Below are 15,016 nucleotides of genomic sequence, written 5' to 3'. Positions count from 1 at the left end.
AGATTTCTTTATATCCCATTGTCGTCTTGGCGGCGATCTGCTAGTCAGGCCGGCATTCCGCGCCCTTCGACGCGCCGTGTGGCGCAGGCGCATTCTGAAGACAAATCACACCGGAGCACTGCCATGACAGGTAGCAAGGACTATGTGGTCGCCGACATCTCGCTTGCCGGCTGGGGCCGCAAGGAACTCGATATCGCCGAAACCGAAATGCCGGGCCTGATGGCCTGCCGCGAGGAATTCGGCGACAAGAAGCCGTTGAAAGGTGCGCGCATCACCGGCTCGCTGCACATGACCATCCAGACTGCGGTGCTGATCGAGACGCTGAAGGCGCTTGGCGCCGATATCCGCTGGGCCTCGTGCAACATCTTCTCGACCCAGGACCATGCGGCCGCAGCCATCGCCGAGGCCGGCATCCCGGTGTTCGCCGTCAAGGGCGAGTCGCTCGAGGAGTATTGGGACTACACCGACAGGATCTTCCAGTGGGCCGATGGCGGCCTCTCCAACATGATCCTCGACGATGGCGGCGACGCCACCATGTACATACTGATCGGCGCCCGCGCCGAGGCCGGCGAGGACGTGCTGTCCAACCCGCAGAGCGAGGAAGAGGAATACTTCTACGCCCAGGTCAAGAAGCGCCTGAAGGCCTCACCCGGCTTCTTCACCAAGCAGAAGGAAGCCATTCGCGGCGTCACCGAAGAGACGACGACGGGCGTCAACCGTCTCTACCAGCTGCAGAAGAAGGGCCTGCTGCCGTTCCCCGCGATCAACGTCAACGACTCGGTCACCAAGTCGAAGTTCGACAACAAATATGGCTGCAAGGAATCGCTGGTCGACGGCATCCGCCGCGGCACCGACACCATGATGGCCGGCAAGGTTGCGGTCGTCTGCGGCTATGGCGACGTCGGCAAGGGCTCGTCGGCTTCGCTCAAGGGCGCCGGCGCCCGCGTCAAGGTCACCGAAGTCGATCCGATCTGCGCGCTGCAGGCGGCGATGGACGGCTTTGAAGTCGTCACGCTGGAAGATGCCGCACCAACCGCCGACATCGTCATCACCACCACCGGCAACAAGGATGTCGTCACCCTCGACCACATGCGCTCGATGAAGGACATGGTGATCGTCGGCAATATCGGCCACTTCGACAATGAGATCCAGGTCGCGTCGCTGCGCAACCTGCAATGGACCAACGTCAAGCCGCAGGTCGACATGATAACCTTCCCGGACGGCAAGCGGATGATCCTGCTGTCCGAGGGGCGCCTGCTCAACCTCGGCAACGCGACCGGTCATCCGAGCTTCGTGATGTCGGCTTCGTTCACCAATCAGGTGCTGGCGCAGATCGAGCTCTACACCAAGCCCGGCCAGTACCAGAACCAGGTCTATGTGCTGCCCAAGCACCTCGACGAGAAGGTGGCGCGTCTGCATCTCGACAAGCTTGGAGCCCGCCTGACCGAACTTTCCGGCGAACAGGCCGCCTATATCGGCGTGACCCCGCACGGTCCGTTCAAGCCGGAACACTACCGCTATTAGCCAAAGCGGCGTTTACCACTAGATATTGAAGCCGGGCGATTGACTTTTCGCCCGGCTTCTTTTTTGCGCGGATGATTCTTCACGCCGATTCCAGCACGCGCTATTGTGCTGATTCGTGGGCCGGGGACGAGGCCGGCGTACGCATCGAGAGCATGATTCGAACCGAAGGACCGCGTCAGCGAAAAGTGGGAAGCGGTTTTCGGAAAAGATCATGCTCTTTAGAAAAGAGTTAGGTCAGAAGGGCGTTTCCATCAAACGTGATCCTGATCTAGGCGGTCTTGCATTCAGGCGGCGAAGAGGACCAAGGCATGCCGGGGGAAAACCCGCCTCGCGCGGGATCGGCCGTTTCCGGCGGCCATGACGATTCCGATAGCAATGGCTCCGTCACGACAGGCGGTGGCCTGAAGAGGCGCGTTGGCGCCCGCACCGCCGGCTTTCTTGCCACCTCAGCTCTTGCCGGCCCGCTCACCTCGTTTGCCGCCCATGCCGAGCCGGCCATTGCGCAGAAGGCCGGACTGTCGGTCAGCGCGGTCGAAGTCATCCAGCTCGCCATGTTCGTCGGCGTCATGGGCGCGGCACTGGTCTCGGCCATCTTCCTGATCCGCGAAAGAGCCCGCACCTCGGCGCAGAATGTCGAACTCAGAGCCCGCATTGCCGACATCAATGCGGCGCTGCAGCGCTCCGAGGCGCTGCTCAATCTGCGTGACCAGCGCGTCATCGTCTGGGCGTCGGAGAACAAGAAGCCGGAGCTGATCGGCACGCTGCCGCTGGAAAGCGGTGCGCCGGACGACCGTGCAGCCTTCCTCGCCTTCGGCCGCTGGCTGATGCCGCGCTCGGCGGCGGCGCTCGAAAATGCCGTCGCTGGTCTGCGCGAGAAAGCGAAACCCTTTGATCTCGTGATCGAATCGCAGGCCGGGGCGCCGCTTGAAGTGCATGGCCGCAAGAGCGCCGCGCATGTGCTGGTGCGCTTCGTCTCGCTGTCGGAAACTCAGAGGAGCCAAGCCAGGCTGAAGATCGAGAACCAGCGGCTGGCCGCCGACTACGAGACCATGATCGGCCTGCTCGACGCCTTGCCGATGCCGGCCTGGCTGCGCGCCACCGACGGGCGGCTGAAATGGGTCAACCGTGCCTATGCCGGAGCGGTCGAGGCACCGAACGCCGAGACCGCGGTGCGCGAAGCCAAGGAATTCCTCGGCGCCCAGGCGCGCGAACAGATCGCCGCGCAGCACAAATCGCGCCCGATCTTCGAACAGACGCTGTCGACGGTGATCGAGGGCGACCGCCGGGTGTTCGCCGTCACCGACTTCGCCGGTGCCGACGGCTCGGCCGGTCTTGCCTGCGACACCAGCGCCACCGAAACCATTCGCGGCGAATATGAGCGCACGGTGCGCAGCCATGCCGACACGCTCGACCAGCTCAACACGGCGGTGGCGATCTTCGATGCCAACGAGAAGTTGCGCTTCTTCAACCAGGCGTTCCAGAAACTGTGGGGGCTGGACCCGGGCTTCCTGCACAGCGCGCCCGACAATGCGCTGCTGCTCGACCGGCTGCGCAGCGAAGGCAAGATCGCCGAGCAGCCGGAATGGCGGCGCTGGAAAGAAGGCCTGCTTGGCGCCTACCGCGCGGTGGAATCGCAAGAGCATTGGTGGCATCTGCCCGACGGCAAGACCATCCGCGTGGTGGCCAACCCGCAGCCGAAGGGCGGCGTGACCTGGGTGTTCGAGAACCTGACCGAGAAGATGGACCTCGAAAGCCGCTACCAGACGGCGGTGCGGGTCCAGGGCGAAACGCTCGACAATTTGGCCGAAGGCGTCGCCGTGTTCGGTCCCGATGGGCGGCTGCGCCTGTCGAACCCGGCCTTTGTCGCGCTGTGGGGACTGAGCCAGGATGTGATCAAGCCCAACGTCCATGTCTCGGCGATCCGCGATCTCAGCGACCAGCGCGCCGTCGACAGCCCGTGGGGCGGGTTCGTCGCCGCCATCACCGGTTTCGACGACGAGCGCCGCGACCGCCATGGCCAGACCGAACTGAAGAACGGCACAGTGCTCAGCTACGCCGTCATCCCGCTGCCCAACGGCCAGGTGATGATGACCTTTGTGGACGTCACCGACAGCGTCAATGTCGAGCGCGCGCTGAAGGACAAGAACGAAGCGCTGCAGAAATCCGACCAGCTGAAGAACGAGTTCGTGCAGCATGTCTCCTACGAGCTGCGCTCGCCGCTGACCAACATCATCGGCTTCACCGAGCTTCTGTCGCTGCCGGCGACCGGGCCGCTCAGCCCAAAGCAGCGCGAATATGTCGAGCATGTCGGCTCGTCATCCTCGGTGCTGCTCACCATCGTCAACGACATACTCGACCTCGCCACCGTCGACGCCGGCATCATGCAGCTCGACATTTCGGAAGTAAGCGTCGAGCGCACCATCGAGGCCGCGGCCGAACTGGTCGCCGACCGGCTGCAAGAGCATTCGATCAAGCTCCGGATCGACGCCGCTGCGGCGCCGAAGAGTTTTCACGGCGACGAGACCCGGGTTCGCCAGATCCTCTACAATCTGCTCAGCAACGCCGCCAATTACGCGCCGGAGGCGAGCACTATCACGCTTGCCTGCCGGCATTTGGAGCAAGGTGTGGAATTCTCCGTCCATGACAACGGCCCCGGCATGCCGCCGGACCTGCTCGATTCGGTGTTCCGCCGCTTCGAGCCGCGCACCAATGGCGGGCGCCGGCGCGGTGCGGGCTTAGGCCTGTCGATCGTCAAGAGCTTTGTCGAGCTGCACGGCGGCAGCGTGCGCATCGAGACCGGCAAGGACAAGGGCACCACCGTCATCTGCACCTTCCCCGATGCACCGTCGGGCATCCGCGCCGCGGCCGAGTAGCGCGCTCGATGACCGTTGTTGTGCTGGAGCGTTTTCTCGCCGACGAGGCTGCGACCGCAAGGCTCGGCGAAGACCTGGCCATGGCGCTGCGGCCGGGCGACGTGCTGGCGCTCAAGGGCGATCTCGGCGCCGGCAAGTCGACGCTGGCGCGGGCCCTGATCAGGGCGCTGGCCGATGATGCCGGCCTCGATGTGCCGAGCCCTACCTTCACCTTGGTGCAAAGCTACGACACGCGCATCCCCGTGCACCATTTCGATCTCTATCGCCTGTCCTCGGCCGGCGAGATGGACGAGCTGGGTTTCGACGAGGCGCTGCTGCAGGGCGCTGCCCTTGTCGAGTGGCCGGAACGGGCGGAGGCCGCTCTTCCGAGAACGTCGATCTGGATCGAACTCGTCCATCAGGACGAAGGACGATTGGCGAAACTATCGGGCCAAGGCGTTGCCTTCGAACGCGTGGCCCGATCGCTGGCGATGCGCGATTTCCTCAAAACGGCCGGTTGGGGCGACGCCGCGCGGCGCCATTTCGTCGGCGACGCCTCGGCGCGCTCTTACGAGATTGTTTCGCTCGCCGGCCTTGCGCCGCGCGTGCTGATGAATTCGCCAAGGCTGGTGCTGGGGCCGCCGGTGCGCGACGGCAAGCCCTATGCCGTGATCGCCCACACGGCGCAGTCGGTCACCGCTTTCGTCGCCATCGACAAGGCGCTGCTGGCGCAAGGTGTCAGTGTCCCAAAAATCCATGCCGAGGATCTCGAACGGGGCTTTCTGCTGCTGGAGCATCTGGGCTCGGAAGGTTTTCTCGACGGCAATGATGAGCCGGTGGCCGAGCGCTACGCGGCAGCGGCCGAATTGCTGGCGATGATGCATGGGAAGACCTGGCCGCAGCGCATGGAGGCCGTGCCGGGCGTCTTCCACGAGGTGCCGCCCTTCGATCGCGCCGCCATGCTGATCGAAGCCGATCTCTTGGTCGATTGGTATGTGCCGATGGTGACCGGCAGCCCGGCAAGCGAGGCTTTACGCGCCGGCTATCACAGGGAATGGAACGCGGTTCTCGATCGGCTGGACACACAGGAATACACGCTGATGCTGCGCGACTTCCATTCGCCCAACATCATCTGGCGCGGTGACCGCAAAGGCCACGACCGGCTGGGCATCGTCGATGTCCAGGACGCGCTGATGGGTCCGGCGGCCTATGACGTTGCGTCGCTGGCCATGGATGCCCGCGTCACCGTTTCGCCCGATATCGAGCAGCGGACCGTGGACGCCTATGTCGCTGCGCGCCACGCCGCCGGCGGCTTCGATGAGGACGCCTTCCGCGCGGCCTATGCGATCATGGCGGCGCAGCGCAATTCGAAGATCCTCGGCATTTTCGTGCGGCTCGAAAAGCGCGACGGCAAGCCCTATTATCTCCGACACCTGCCGCGCATCCGCGATTATCTCAGGCGGGCGCTGGCGCACCCGGCGCTGGCTCAGTTGAAGGAGTTTTACATGGCACATGGCCTGCTGGAGGAACGGCTCCCGTGACCTTGACCACAGCGATGGTGCTGGCGGCTGGTCTTGGCAAGCGCATGCGGCCGATCACCGACACCATGCCGAAGCCGCTGGTGCGGATCGCCGGCAGGACCTTGCTCGACTGGGGGCTGGACAGTCTCGAAGCGGCCGGCGTCGAGAAAGCCATCGTCAACGTGCACTATCTGCCGGACCAGATCGTCGCCCATATCGCCCACAGGCGGGCGCCAAAGATCGTCATTTCCGACGAGCGCGACGCACTGCTGAATTCGGCGGGTGGCATCGTCAAGGCATTGCCGCTGCTGGGCAGCGACCCCTTCTACATCATCAACGCCGATACGTTCTGGATCGACAGCGGCCAGCCCAGCCTCGAGCGCCTTGCCCTTGCATGGGACGGCGCGAAAATGGATATTCTGCTGATGCTTACCGATCTCGACTCGGCCACCGGACACGGTGTCGGCACGGATTTCCTGATGGCGCCGGATGGCGGCCTGCGGCGCTCGAAAGGCGATCCGGCCGGGTTGATCTATGCCGGAGCGGCAATCGTCAATCCCGCCATCTTCAGGGATGCGCCGGCCGGGGCGCATTCGCTCAACACCCATTTCGACAAGGCAATCGCCTCTGGCCGTCTGTTCGGCATGCAGATGCGCGGAAGCTGGATCACCGTCGGCACTCCCGACGCCATTCCGCAGGCGGAAGCGGCCGCCGCCGAAGCTCTCGCGAAGGTGGTATGAGCGGCGCGCGCCGCGTTCTTTCGATCCCGCCCGGAGCGCCATTCCTGCCGACTCTGGCCGAGGCCTTGCTGGCCGGACGGCTGGTGCCCGGCTTCCGGTTCGACGGCGATCCGCTGGCGCTGGCTGATGTCACCATCTATGTGCCGACACGGCGCGCGGCCCGTGCGCTGCGCGGCGCTTTTGTCGACGCGCTTTCGGGACCGGGGGGGAGCCGCCGTTCGGCGATCCTGCCGGTCATCCGCCCGCTCGGAGAGTTCGACGAGGACGAAGCCGCCTTCGACGCCGGCACGCCGACCGAGCTTGAAATGGCGCCGCCGATCGCAGCCATCGAACGCCTGCTGCTACTGGCGCCGCTGGTGCGGGCCTGGAAGCGCACCTTGCCGGCGCATGTCCTTGATATGTTCAACGAAGAGATCGTCGTGCCGGCCTCCGCCGCCGATGCGATCTGGCTGGCGCGCGACCTCGCCCGGCTGATGGACGAGATCGAAACCGAAGGCACGGACTGGACCAGGCTTGCCGATCTGGTCACCGGCAATCTTGCCGGATGGTGGCTTGTGACGCTCGATTTCCTCCGTATCGTCACCGAGGCCTGGCCGAAATTGCTGGAGGAGCGCGACCGCTCCAACCCGGCCGCGCACCGCAATGCGCTGATCCGGCGCGAGGCGAAGCGGCTGGAACGCAACCCGCCCAAAGGCCCGGTGATCGCCGCCGGCTCGACGGGCTCTATTCCCGCCACGGCCGAACTGCTTGCCACGGTCGCCAGCCTGCCCAACGGCGCCGTGGTGCTGCCCGGGCTCGATGGGATGCTGGACGAACCGTCTTTTGCCGCGATTGGGGCGCCCGGTGCGCGGCCGGCACTGCTTGGCCACCCGCAATACGGCATGGCCAAGCTGATCGGCAAGATTGGCGTGCTGCGTGGCGATGTCGAGGAAGTGGTCTCCGCCGAGCCCGCACTGGCGCTCCGCGCGGCCCTTGTCGGCGAGGCGCTGCGGCCGGCCGAGACCACGGAATTATGGGCCGAGACCCGCATATGCTTCAACGCCGTAGACATCGCCGAGGCCTTCGCCGACGTGACGCTGGTCGAAGCCGCCAGCGAACGCGACGAGGCGGCGGCGATCGCCATCGCGCTGAAAACCGCCGTGGAACAGCCGGGGCACAGGGCAGCGCTCGTTACCGGCGACCGCGGGCTGGCGCGGCGCGTCTCGGCCGAGCTGTTGCGCTTCGGCGTGATCGCCGACGATTCCGGCGGCACGCCGCTCGCCAACACGCCTGCAGCCAGCCTGCTGCGGCTCACACTTCACGCGGTATTCCGGCCGGGCGATCCCGTCGGCCTTTTGTCGCTGCTCAAGCATCCGCTGCTCGGGCTCGGACTTGAGCGCACCGGCGTGCGCCATGCCGCCGAGCTCATCGAACTCGTGGCGCTGCGCGGCGGCACCGGACGCCCCGACATCGCCGCCTTGCCAGCACTGTTCGAGGAGCGTCTCGCCGGGCTGAGCGGGGACAAGCGCCAGCCCTTCTGGTTTTCGCGCCTGAGCGTGCGCGGCATCGACGATGCCCGCGAGCTGCTGAGCCGGCTTGTGGCGGCGCTGGCGCCGCTGACCGCCTTTCGCGGTGAAGAGAATGCCGATCTCGTCGCGTTGACCAGAGCGAGCGTCGCCGCGCTGGAAAATCTCGGCCGCACGGCGGAGGGCAGCCTGGCTGAATTTTATGCCGGCGACGCCGGCGAGAAACTCGCCGAGCTGCTGCGCGGTGTGGTCGCCGCGTCTGCATCGTTCGACTTCCCGGCCGACGAATGGCCTGATGTGATGGACGCGCTGGTAGCACCGGAAACGGTCAAGCCGGGGCAAGGCACAGACCGCAACATCGCGATATGGGGCGCGCTGGAGGCACGGCTGCAGAATGTCGACACGCTTGTCATTGGCGGGCTGAACGAAGGCGTGTGGCCACGCAAGCCGGAAAGCGATCGCTTCATGTCGCGGTTGATGAAGACCGGCATCGATCTCGAGCCGCCAGAGCGCCGTATCGGCCTTGCCGCCCACGACTTCCAGATGGCGATGGGGGCGAAAAAGGTGGTGCTGACGCGCTCCGCCCGCGCCAGCGACGCACCGGCGGTGCCTTCGCGCTGGCTGCAGCGCATCCTCACCTTCATCGGCAAGGATCCTGCAGCCGCACTGCGCGGACGCGGCGACGAATTGCTTGCCTGGGCGCGCGCGCTCGATGCCGGCGAGCGGCAGCATTTCGCGCCGCGACCGCAGCCGAAACCGCCGCTGAGCATGCGGCCCACCCACTTCTCGGTGACCGAGATCGAGACGTTGCGACGCGACCCCTATGCGGTCTATGCAAGGCGTATTCTGAGCCTTCTGCCGCTCGAGCCGGTGATCCGCGATCCCGGCGCGGCCGAGCGCGGCACGCTGTTTCATGACATCCTGCATCTGTTCTCGACAGAGGTTGCGGACCCGCGCGCGCCGGAAGCCCTGGAGCGCCTTATCGCCGCCGGCCGGACCTGCTTTGCCGAGATCGCCCTGCCCGCCGATGTCGAGGCTGTGTGGTGGCCGCGCTTCGAAAAGCTTGCCGCCAACATCATCGAATGGGAGCGCGGCCGCGCTCCCGCCGTCGCCCGGCGGCATGCCGAGGAGCGCGCCGAAAAGACCGCTGTCGGCCGCACCGGCGTGACGCTGTCCGGCTATGCCGACCGCGTCGACCTTTTGGCCGGTGGCATGGCCGACATTCTCGACTACAAGACCGGCTCGTCCCCGTCCAAGGCGCAGGCCCACACGCTGCTGGCGCCACAGCTGGCGCTCGAAGGGGCGCTGCTCCGGCGCGGCGCCTTCAAGGGGCTTGGCGCGCGCGAGCCCTCCCAGCTCGCATTCGTGCGGCTGAAGCCGAATGGCGAAGTGTTCGAGGAATCCATCCTCGACTACAACCGCCAGCCTCGGACCGCCGAAGACCTCGCCGAGGAGGCTTGGGCGCGGTTGGAAAAGCTGCTGGTCCACTATGCCGATCCGACGACCGGCTATCTGTCGCGGGCGCTGCCTTTTCGCGAGGGCGAGAGCGATGGCGATTACGACCATCTGGCGCGCGTGCTCGAATGGTCGGCCGGCGGCGACAGCGATGACGAGGCGGGGGAGGCATGAAAAAAGCCTATCCCATCCCCAGCGAAACCGCCGCCAGCCAGGCGCGCGCCTCCGACCCGAAGAACTCGGCCTGGGTGTCCGCCAATGCCGGCTCGGGCAAGACGCATGTGCTGGCCCAGCGCGTCATCCGGCTGCTGCTCAACGGCACCGATCCGTCGAAGATCCTGTGCCTGACCTATACGCGGGCGGCCGCCGCCAACATGTCGAACCGCGTGTTCTCGACCCTGTCGGAATGGACGGCGCTCGGCGATGCCGAGCTTGCCACAAAGATTGAGGCGGTGGACGGCCGCCGACCCGACCGCGACACGATGCGGCGGGCGCGCCGGCTGTTTGCCGAAGCGCTGGAAACGCCGGGCGGGCTGAAGATCCAGACCATCCACGCCTTCTGCGAATCGGTGCTGCACCAGTTTCCGCTGGAGGCCAACATCCCGGCGCATTTCGAAATGCTCGATCCGCAGATGGAGGCCTCGCTGTTTGCTGGCGCCCGCCGGGACATGATTTCGGGCACGTCAGCCGGAGACACCGGACTGGCCGAGGCCTTTGCCACCGTGCTGGAGCGCGGCGGCGAACACGGACTCGATGCGCTGCTCGCCGAAATCGTGCGCAAGCGCGACGGCTTACGCGGCTTCATCGGTGCGGTCCGGCGCGACGGCGGCGGCTTTCAGGCCCTGTTCGACGAATTCCATTTTCGCCCCGGGCGGAGCGCCGAAGACATAGCGGCATCGGTATGGCCGCTGCCGGGTTTCCTGCCGGACTTCTTTGCAGTGTTCGCCAGTGCCGCCGAGGCCGCCGACGCCCGCACCGTGCTCAACAATCTCTTGCCCTATGCCCGGTTGGCCTTTGCCGAGACGGACCCGACCCGCCGGCTGCAGATGCTCGGCAAAGCCTTTCTCAAGGCCGATGGCGACCCCTATGATCCCTCAAAGTTGTTCAAGAAGGCGCTGCTCGGCCGGCTGCCCGACCTTCCCGAGCGCTATCTGGCGGCCGTCAAGTCGATAACAGACGTCTCCGACCGGCTGGCGCTGTTCCGGATGCTGGAAGGCACGGTCGCGGCGTTGACCATAGCCGACTGGCTGATCGTGCGGTACGAGCGCCTGAAGCGCAGCCGCGGCTTTCTCGATTTCAACGACCTCATCACCCGCACCGTCAACCTTCTGGCGCGGCCCGATGCCGGCCCCTGGGTGCAGTACAAGCTCGACCAGGGCATCGACCACATCCTGCTCGACGAGGCGCAGGACACCAGCCCCGACCAATGGGAGGTGGTGAAGCGGCTGGCGGAGGAGTTCTTTGCCGGCCACGGCCAGCGCGGCACGGCCAATCGCACGGTGTTTGCCGTCGGCGACGAAAAGCAGTCGATCTATTCCTTCCAGGGTGCCGCACCGGATTCCTTTGCCGACAGCCGGCTCTTGTTTTCCGGACGCGTGAACGCAGCCAATGCTTCGTTTGCCGACCTGAAACTGACCTGGTCGTTCCGTTCGACCGACGACGTGCTTGCCGCAGTCGACCGCGTCTTTGCCGATCCGGGCGTGCGGCGCGGCATCAGCCACGACCCCGATCCGCTCGACCACAAGGCGATCCGCAACGACGCGCCTGGCTATGTCGAGGTCTGGCCGTCGCTCGGCGCTGACGCCGTCGAGGAGCCCGACGACTGGACGTTGCCGGTCAATCATGCCAGCGCGCCGGCTGTGCGGGTGGCCGAGCACGTGGCTGCGACCATCCAGACCTGGCTCAAGGACCGCGAGATCATCGAGGGCAAGGGACGCAGGCTGAGGGCCGGCGACATTCTTGTGCTGGTGCGCAAGCGCGACCGCTTCGTCCATGCGCTGTCGCGCGCGCTGAAGGACCGCGATATTCCCGTCGCCGGCGCCGACCGGCTGAGCCTGCCCGGCCACATCGCGGTCAAGGACCTGATCGCACTCGGCCATTTCCTCATCCAGCCGCAGGATGACCTGTCGCTCGCCGCCGTGCTGCGCAGCCCGGTTTTCGACGTGTCGGAGGAGACGCTTTTTACGCTTGGCGCCGGACGGCCAGCCGGAACATCGCTGATCGCCTCATTACGCCAGCATGCTGGCGACAATACCGCGCTGACCGATGTCGTTGCCCGGCTCGACGGCTGGGCCAACGAGGCGGCGTTCCGGCCGGTGTTCGAATTCTACGCCGGGGTGCTGGCGCGCGACGGCCTGCGCAAGAAGATGATCGCCCGGCTTGGACCGGAAGCCGGCGATATTCTCGACGAGTTCCTGAGTTTCTGTCTGGCCGAAGAACGCACCGGCTTGCCGGGGCTGGAGGCTTTCCTGGCGACGCTGGAAAACACCGGCCCGGAGATCAAGCGCGAGATGGACCAGACGCGCGACGAGGTCCGCGTCATGACCGTGCATGCCGCCAAGGGCCTGGAAGCGCCTGTTGTCTTCCTGGTCGATGGCGGTTCGGCGCCGTTCAGCGACCAGCATCTGCCGCGGCTCATGCCGTTCGACGCTTCGGGCCGCAATTTCGACGGCAAGGGCTATCTCTGGCGCTCGGCCGCCGATGTCGCCAACGGCTTCTCCAAGGCGGCCTCGGCCAGGGCGCGGGAGCTTGCCGACGACGAATACCGGCGGCTGCTCTATGTCGGCATGACGCGCGCCGAGGACCGGCTGATCGTCTGCGGCTATCACGGCAAGCGTCAGCCCAGCACCGGCACCTGGCATTCGATTGTCAGCCGCGCGCTGCTTGCCGCGCCGGAAAGCACGGAGCGCCGCCACCCCGCCAGCAGCGAGCCGGTGCACCGTTTCGTCATGACCAAGCTTCCGCCGGTGGCGCAAGCGGCAGCCGACGAGTCGCGGCTGCCGCAACAGGTGCCGCCGCTGCCGGTGGGCTTGTTCCGGCCCTTGCCGCCTTATGAGGAGCTGCCGCGCCCGCTGTCGCCTTCCGGCGCGTCGGCGCTGATCGACGAGGCCAAGGAAGCTGTTGTCGATACCCGCTCGCCGGTGCTGGACAGCGAGGCGGAGCCGGGCTTTGCGGTGATGCGCGGGCTGGCGCTGCACAAGCTGCTGCAGATGCTGCCCGGTTTTGCCGAAGACGAACGGCAAGGCGCGGCGGCGCAGTATCTCATTCGAGCCGGCGCCGACTGGCCGGAGGCCGAGCGCAACAAGGCGCTGGCTTCGGTGATGGCGATCCTCAGAGATTCGCGTTTTGCCGGGCTGTTTTCGCCGTCGTCCCGCGCCGAAGTTGCTGTGATGGGCAGCCTTGAGGTCAAGGGCAGGCTGCGCTCGATCTCCGGCAAGATCGACCGGCTGGCGGTGACGCCCGGGCGCGTATCGATCGTCGACTACAAGACCAACCGGCCGGCGCCCGCAGGCCTGGCCCAGGTGCCGCCGGCCTATATCCTGCAGCTGGCGCTCTACCGCGCGCTGCTCCAGCCGCTTTACCCCGGCCGCGCGGTGACGGCAGCACTGCTGTTCACCGAGGCACCGAGGCTTATCGAACTGCCGGTGCAAGCGATGGATGACGCCCTTGCCCGACTCACGGGAGCGTGACACAAGTTCTGCTTGAAGAAGGGCTGCTGAACCACCACATTTGGTGCGAGATAAATTTCGAAAGGATTTTCGTATGGCCACCGTCAAGGTCGACAAGAGCAATTTCCAGGCCGATGTGCTCAACGCCTCGCAGCCCGTCGTCGTGGATTTCTGGGCCGAATGGTGCGGCCCCTGCAAGATGATCGGTCCGTCGCTGGAAGAGATCGCCAACGAACTCGGCGACAAGATCAAGATCGCCAAGCTGAACATCGACGAGAACCCCGAGCTTGCCGCCCAATTCGGCGTGCGCTCGATCCCGACGCTGATGATCTTCAAGGGCGGCGAAGTCGCCGACATGAAGGTCGGCGCCGCGCCGAAGACCGCGCTGTCGCACTGGATCAATGGCAGCCTCGCCTGATCTGGCTTTGTTTTGATGCATGTCGTCCTCCCAAAACCGGGACCACTTTTGGGCGACCTGCATTAGTTCCCGAGATCGAAGCCCGGCCCTCGCGCCGGGCTTTTTCTTTGGCGTCATCGCCCGGCCGCCTCTGGCCCTCGCATCGGCGCACTCCATGTCATCTGCTTGAGGCAGGACAGGGAGAAACAGAATGACCGGATCCGCCAAGGCCACCGTCTTCATCGACAATGAGCGCGTCATCGTCACCGAATACCGCTTCCAGCCCGGCGACAACACCGGCTGGCACCGGCATCGCCATGACTACGTCGTGGTGCCGCTGATGGACGGCAAGGTGAAGCTGGTGACCAAGGACGGCGAGAGTTTTGCTGAAATGAAGAAGGGCGCGCCCTACTTCCGCAAGGAAGGCGTCGAGCACGACGTCATCAGCGCCAATGACGGCGAATACGCCTTCATCGAGATCGAGCTGAAATAGGCCTCAGACTGGTGCCGCGGCCGCCGATGTCTATTTAGTTTGAGCCACGGTTTTTTTGGCCTGCCTAGGCTTGCCGGGCTTCCGTCCGGTCGCGGGCTTCAGGACCTGCCCATATCCCTCTATAGCGCCCGTATACACACGATAGAGAAACGTCTCTCGGCTTACGAAATACGCGACACTGGGCTGGCCGGATGCATCATTGGGGCGCGTCGGTCTGTGGGCCACTCGAACAATTGGGTGCGGTGGCTCGATGGCTCCCGGTAACATCACATGATCGCCGACCCGCGGAGCATATTCAAATATCAGCTCCTCCGGCGGGTCGTTGTCGACGGTAACAAGACACTTCACAACCATTCGAGCTTGCCTCCATGCTTGGCCAAGCATATCGGGGCTTCTGCCCGAGGGGCAACCGCCCGATAGATTCCCCGGGCCAAAATACTACCAGTCGGCGATGCGGTCGCCTCCGGTAAATTGCGCGCTTTTTGCGGTGTATTCGAACAGCTCGATCTTCACGCCGTTGGGGTCGCGGATCCAGGCCTGAAAAGTGTCGTCGCAGGCGTGCTTCTTGGCGGTGACGTCGATGCCCTTCGATTTGATATGGGCGATCGCCGCGTCGAGATCTTCGACTTCCAGGCAGAAATGGTTGATCTGGTTCTGCTCGCTGTATGCAGTGCCGTCCTTCTGGAACACCTCGACATGGCTGCGGCCGCCGCAATTGAGGTAGAAGCCGAAGACCTTGTCGTCGCGCAGGAAATTGAACTGCGTGTCGAGGCCAAGCACGTCGCGGTAGAAGCTTCGCGTCGCCTCCAGATCATGCGCGAAGATGCAGACATGGGCGAGTTGCTTGACCTTGATCATGATG

The 15,016-nt window shown here is 65.3% G+C and carries 9 protein-coding genes; 8 read left to right on the top strand and 1 reads right to left on the bottom strand.

Going from position 1 to position 15,016, the window contains the following annotated elements; all coding sequences use genetic code 11:
* Positions 1–123 precede the first annotated feature (123 nt).
* From ahcY to NKJ18_RS14710, 8 genes are all read left to right on the top strand, one after another.
* Positions 124–1,524: an adenosylhomocysteinase gene (gene ahcY, locus NKJ18_RS14745; protein WP_352758521.1), complete on the top strand. Its 1,401-nt coding sequence runs from the start codon at positions 124–126 to the stop codon at positions 1,522–1,524.
* Positions 1,525–1,832: 308 nt separating this feature from the next.
* The gene (locus NKJ18_RS14740) at positions 1,833–4,397 is read left to right on the top strand and encodes a sensor histidine kinase (RefSeq protein WP_023672300.1); all 2,565 of its coding nucleotides are present in this window, start codon (positions 1,833–1,835) and stop codon (positions 4,395–4,397) included.
* 8 nt (positions 4,398–4,405) lie between these two features.
* The gene (tsaE, locus tag NKJ18_RS14735) at positions 4,406–5,917 is read left to right on the top strand and encodes a tRNA (adenosine(37)-N6)-threonylcarbamoyltransferase complex ATPase subunit type 1 TsaE (protein WP_023672299.1); all 1,512 of its coding nucleotides are present in this window, start codon (positions 4,406–4,408) and stop codon (positions 5,915–5,917) included.
* A gap of 14 nt (positions 5,918–5,931) precedes the next feature.
* Complete coding sequence (locus NKJ18_RS14730; RefSeq protein WP_027049083.1) at positions 5,932–6,636, top strand: nucleotidyltransferase family protein; 705 nt, start codon at positions 5,932–5,934, stop codon at positions 6,634–6,636.
* Complete coding sequence (gene addB, locus NKJ18_RS14725; protein WP_352758519.1) at positions 6,633–9,770, top strand: double-strand break repair protein AddB; 3,138 nt, start codon at positions 6,633–6,635, stop codon at positions 9,768–9,770. Before NKJ18_RS14730 ends, addB begins: the two co-directional genes overlap by 4 nt.
* Positions 9,767–13,285, top strand: coding sequence for a double-strand break repair helicase AddA (gene addA, locus NKJ18_RS14720; RefSeq protein ID WP_023744913.1), 3,519 nt, complete (start codon positions 9,767–9,769; stop codon positions 13,283–13,285). The genes addB and addA overlap by 4 nt, the downstream gene beginning before the upstream one ends.
* A gap of 73 nt (positions 13,286–13,358) precedes the next feature.
* Positions 13,359–13,682, top strand: a complete 324-nt coding sequence (gene trxA / locus NKJ18_RS14715) for a thioredoxin (RefSeq protein WP_023672297.1) — start codon at positions 13,359–13,361, stop codon at positions 13,680–13,682.
* 190 nt (positions 13,683–13,872) lie between these two features.
* Positions 13,873–14,154 (top strand): cupin domain-containing protein, encoded by a 282-nt coding sequence (locus NKJ18_RS14710; RefSeq protein ID WP_023672296.1) that lies wholly within the window; start codon positions 13,873–13,875, stop codon positions 14,152–14,154.
* Positions 14,155–14,592: 438 nt separating this feature from the next.
* Here the strand turns inward: NKJ18_RS14710 and NKJ18_RS14705 are convergent, their stop codons facing one another.
* A complete protein-coding gene (locus NKJ18_RS14705; RefSeq protein WP_023681395.1) occupies positions 14,593–15,012 on the bottom strand; it encodes a VOC family protein in 420 nt (139 codons plus the stop codon).
* Between the last annotated feature and the right edge of the window lie 4 nt (positions 15,013–15,016).

This window comes from Mesorhizobium sp. M0217, from assembly GCF_040321955.1.
Taxonomy (GTDB): domain Bacteria; phylum Pseudomonadota; class Alphaproteobacteria; order Rhizobiales; family Rhizobiaceae; genus Mesorhizobium.
The sequence above is the reverse complement of the archived record's forward strand: the minus strand, read 5'-3'. Positions and strand labels throughout refer to the sequence as shown.

Coding starts and splice junctions, on each gene's coding strand:
- NKJ18_RS14740 (WP_023672300.1), top strand. CDS start 1,833: ATGCCGGGGGAAAACCCGCCTCGCGCGGGATCGGCCGTTTCCGGCGGC.
- addB (WP_352758519.1), top strand. CDS start 6,633: ATGAGCGGCGCGCGCCGCGTTCTTTCGATCCCGCCCGGAGCGCCATTC.
- NKJ18_RS14730 (WP_027049083.1), top strand. CDS start 5,932: ATGGTGCTGGCGGCTGGTCTTGGCAAGCGCATGCGGCCGATCACCGAC.
- NKJ18_RS14705 (WP_023681395.1), bottom strand. CDS start 15,012: ATGATCAAGGTCAAGCAACTCGCCCATGTCTGCATCTTCGCGCATGAT.
- NKJ18_RS14710 (WP_023672296.1), top strand. CDS start 13,873: ATGACCGGATCCGCCAAGGCCACCGTCTTCATCGACAATGAGCGCGTC.
- addA (WP_023744913.1), top strand. CDS start 9,767: ATGAAAAAAGCCTATCCCATCCCCAGCGAAACCGCCGCCAGCCAGGCG.
- trxA (WP_023672297.1), top strand. CDS start 13,359: ATGGCCACCGTCAAGGTCGACAAGAGCAATTTCCAGGCCGATGTGCTC.
- tsaE (WP_023672299.1), top strand. CDS start 4,406: ATGACCGTTGTTGTGCTGGAGCGTTTTCTCGCCGACGAGGCTGCGACC.
- ahcY (WP_352758521.1), top strand. CDS start 124: ATGACAGGTAGCAAGGACTATGTGGTCGCCGACATCTCGCTTGCCGGC.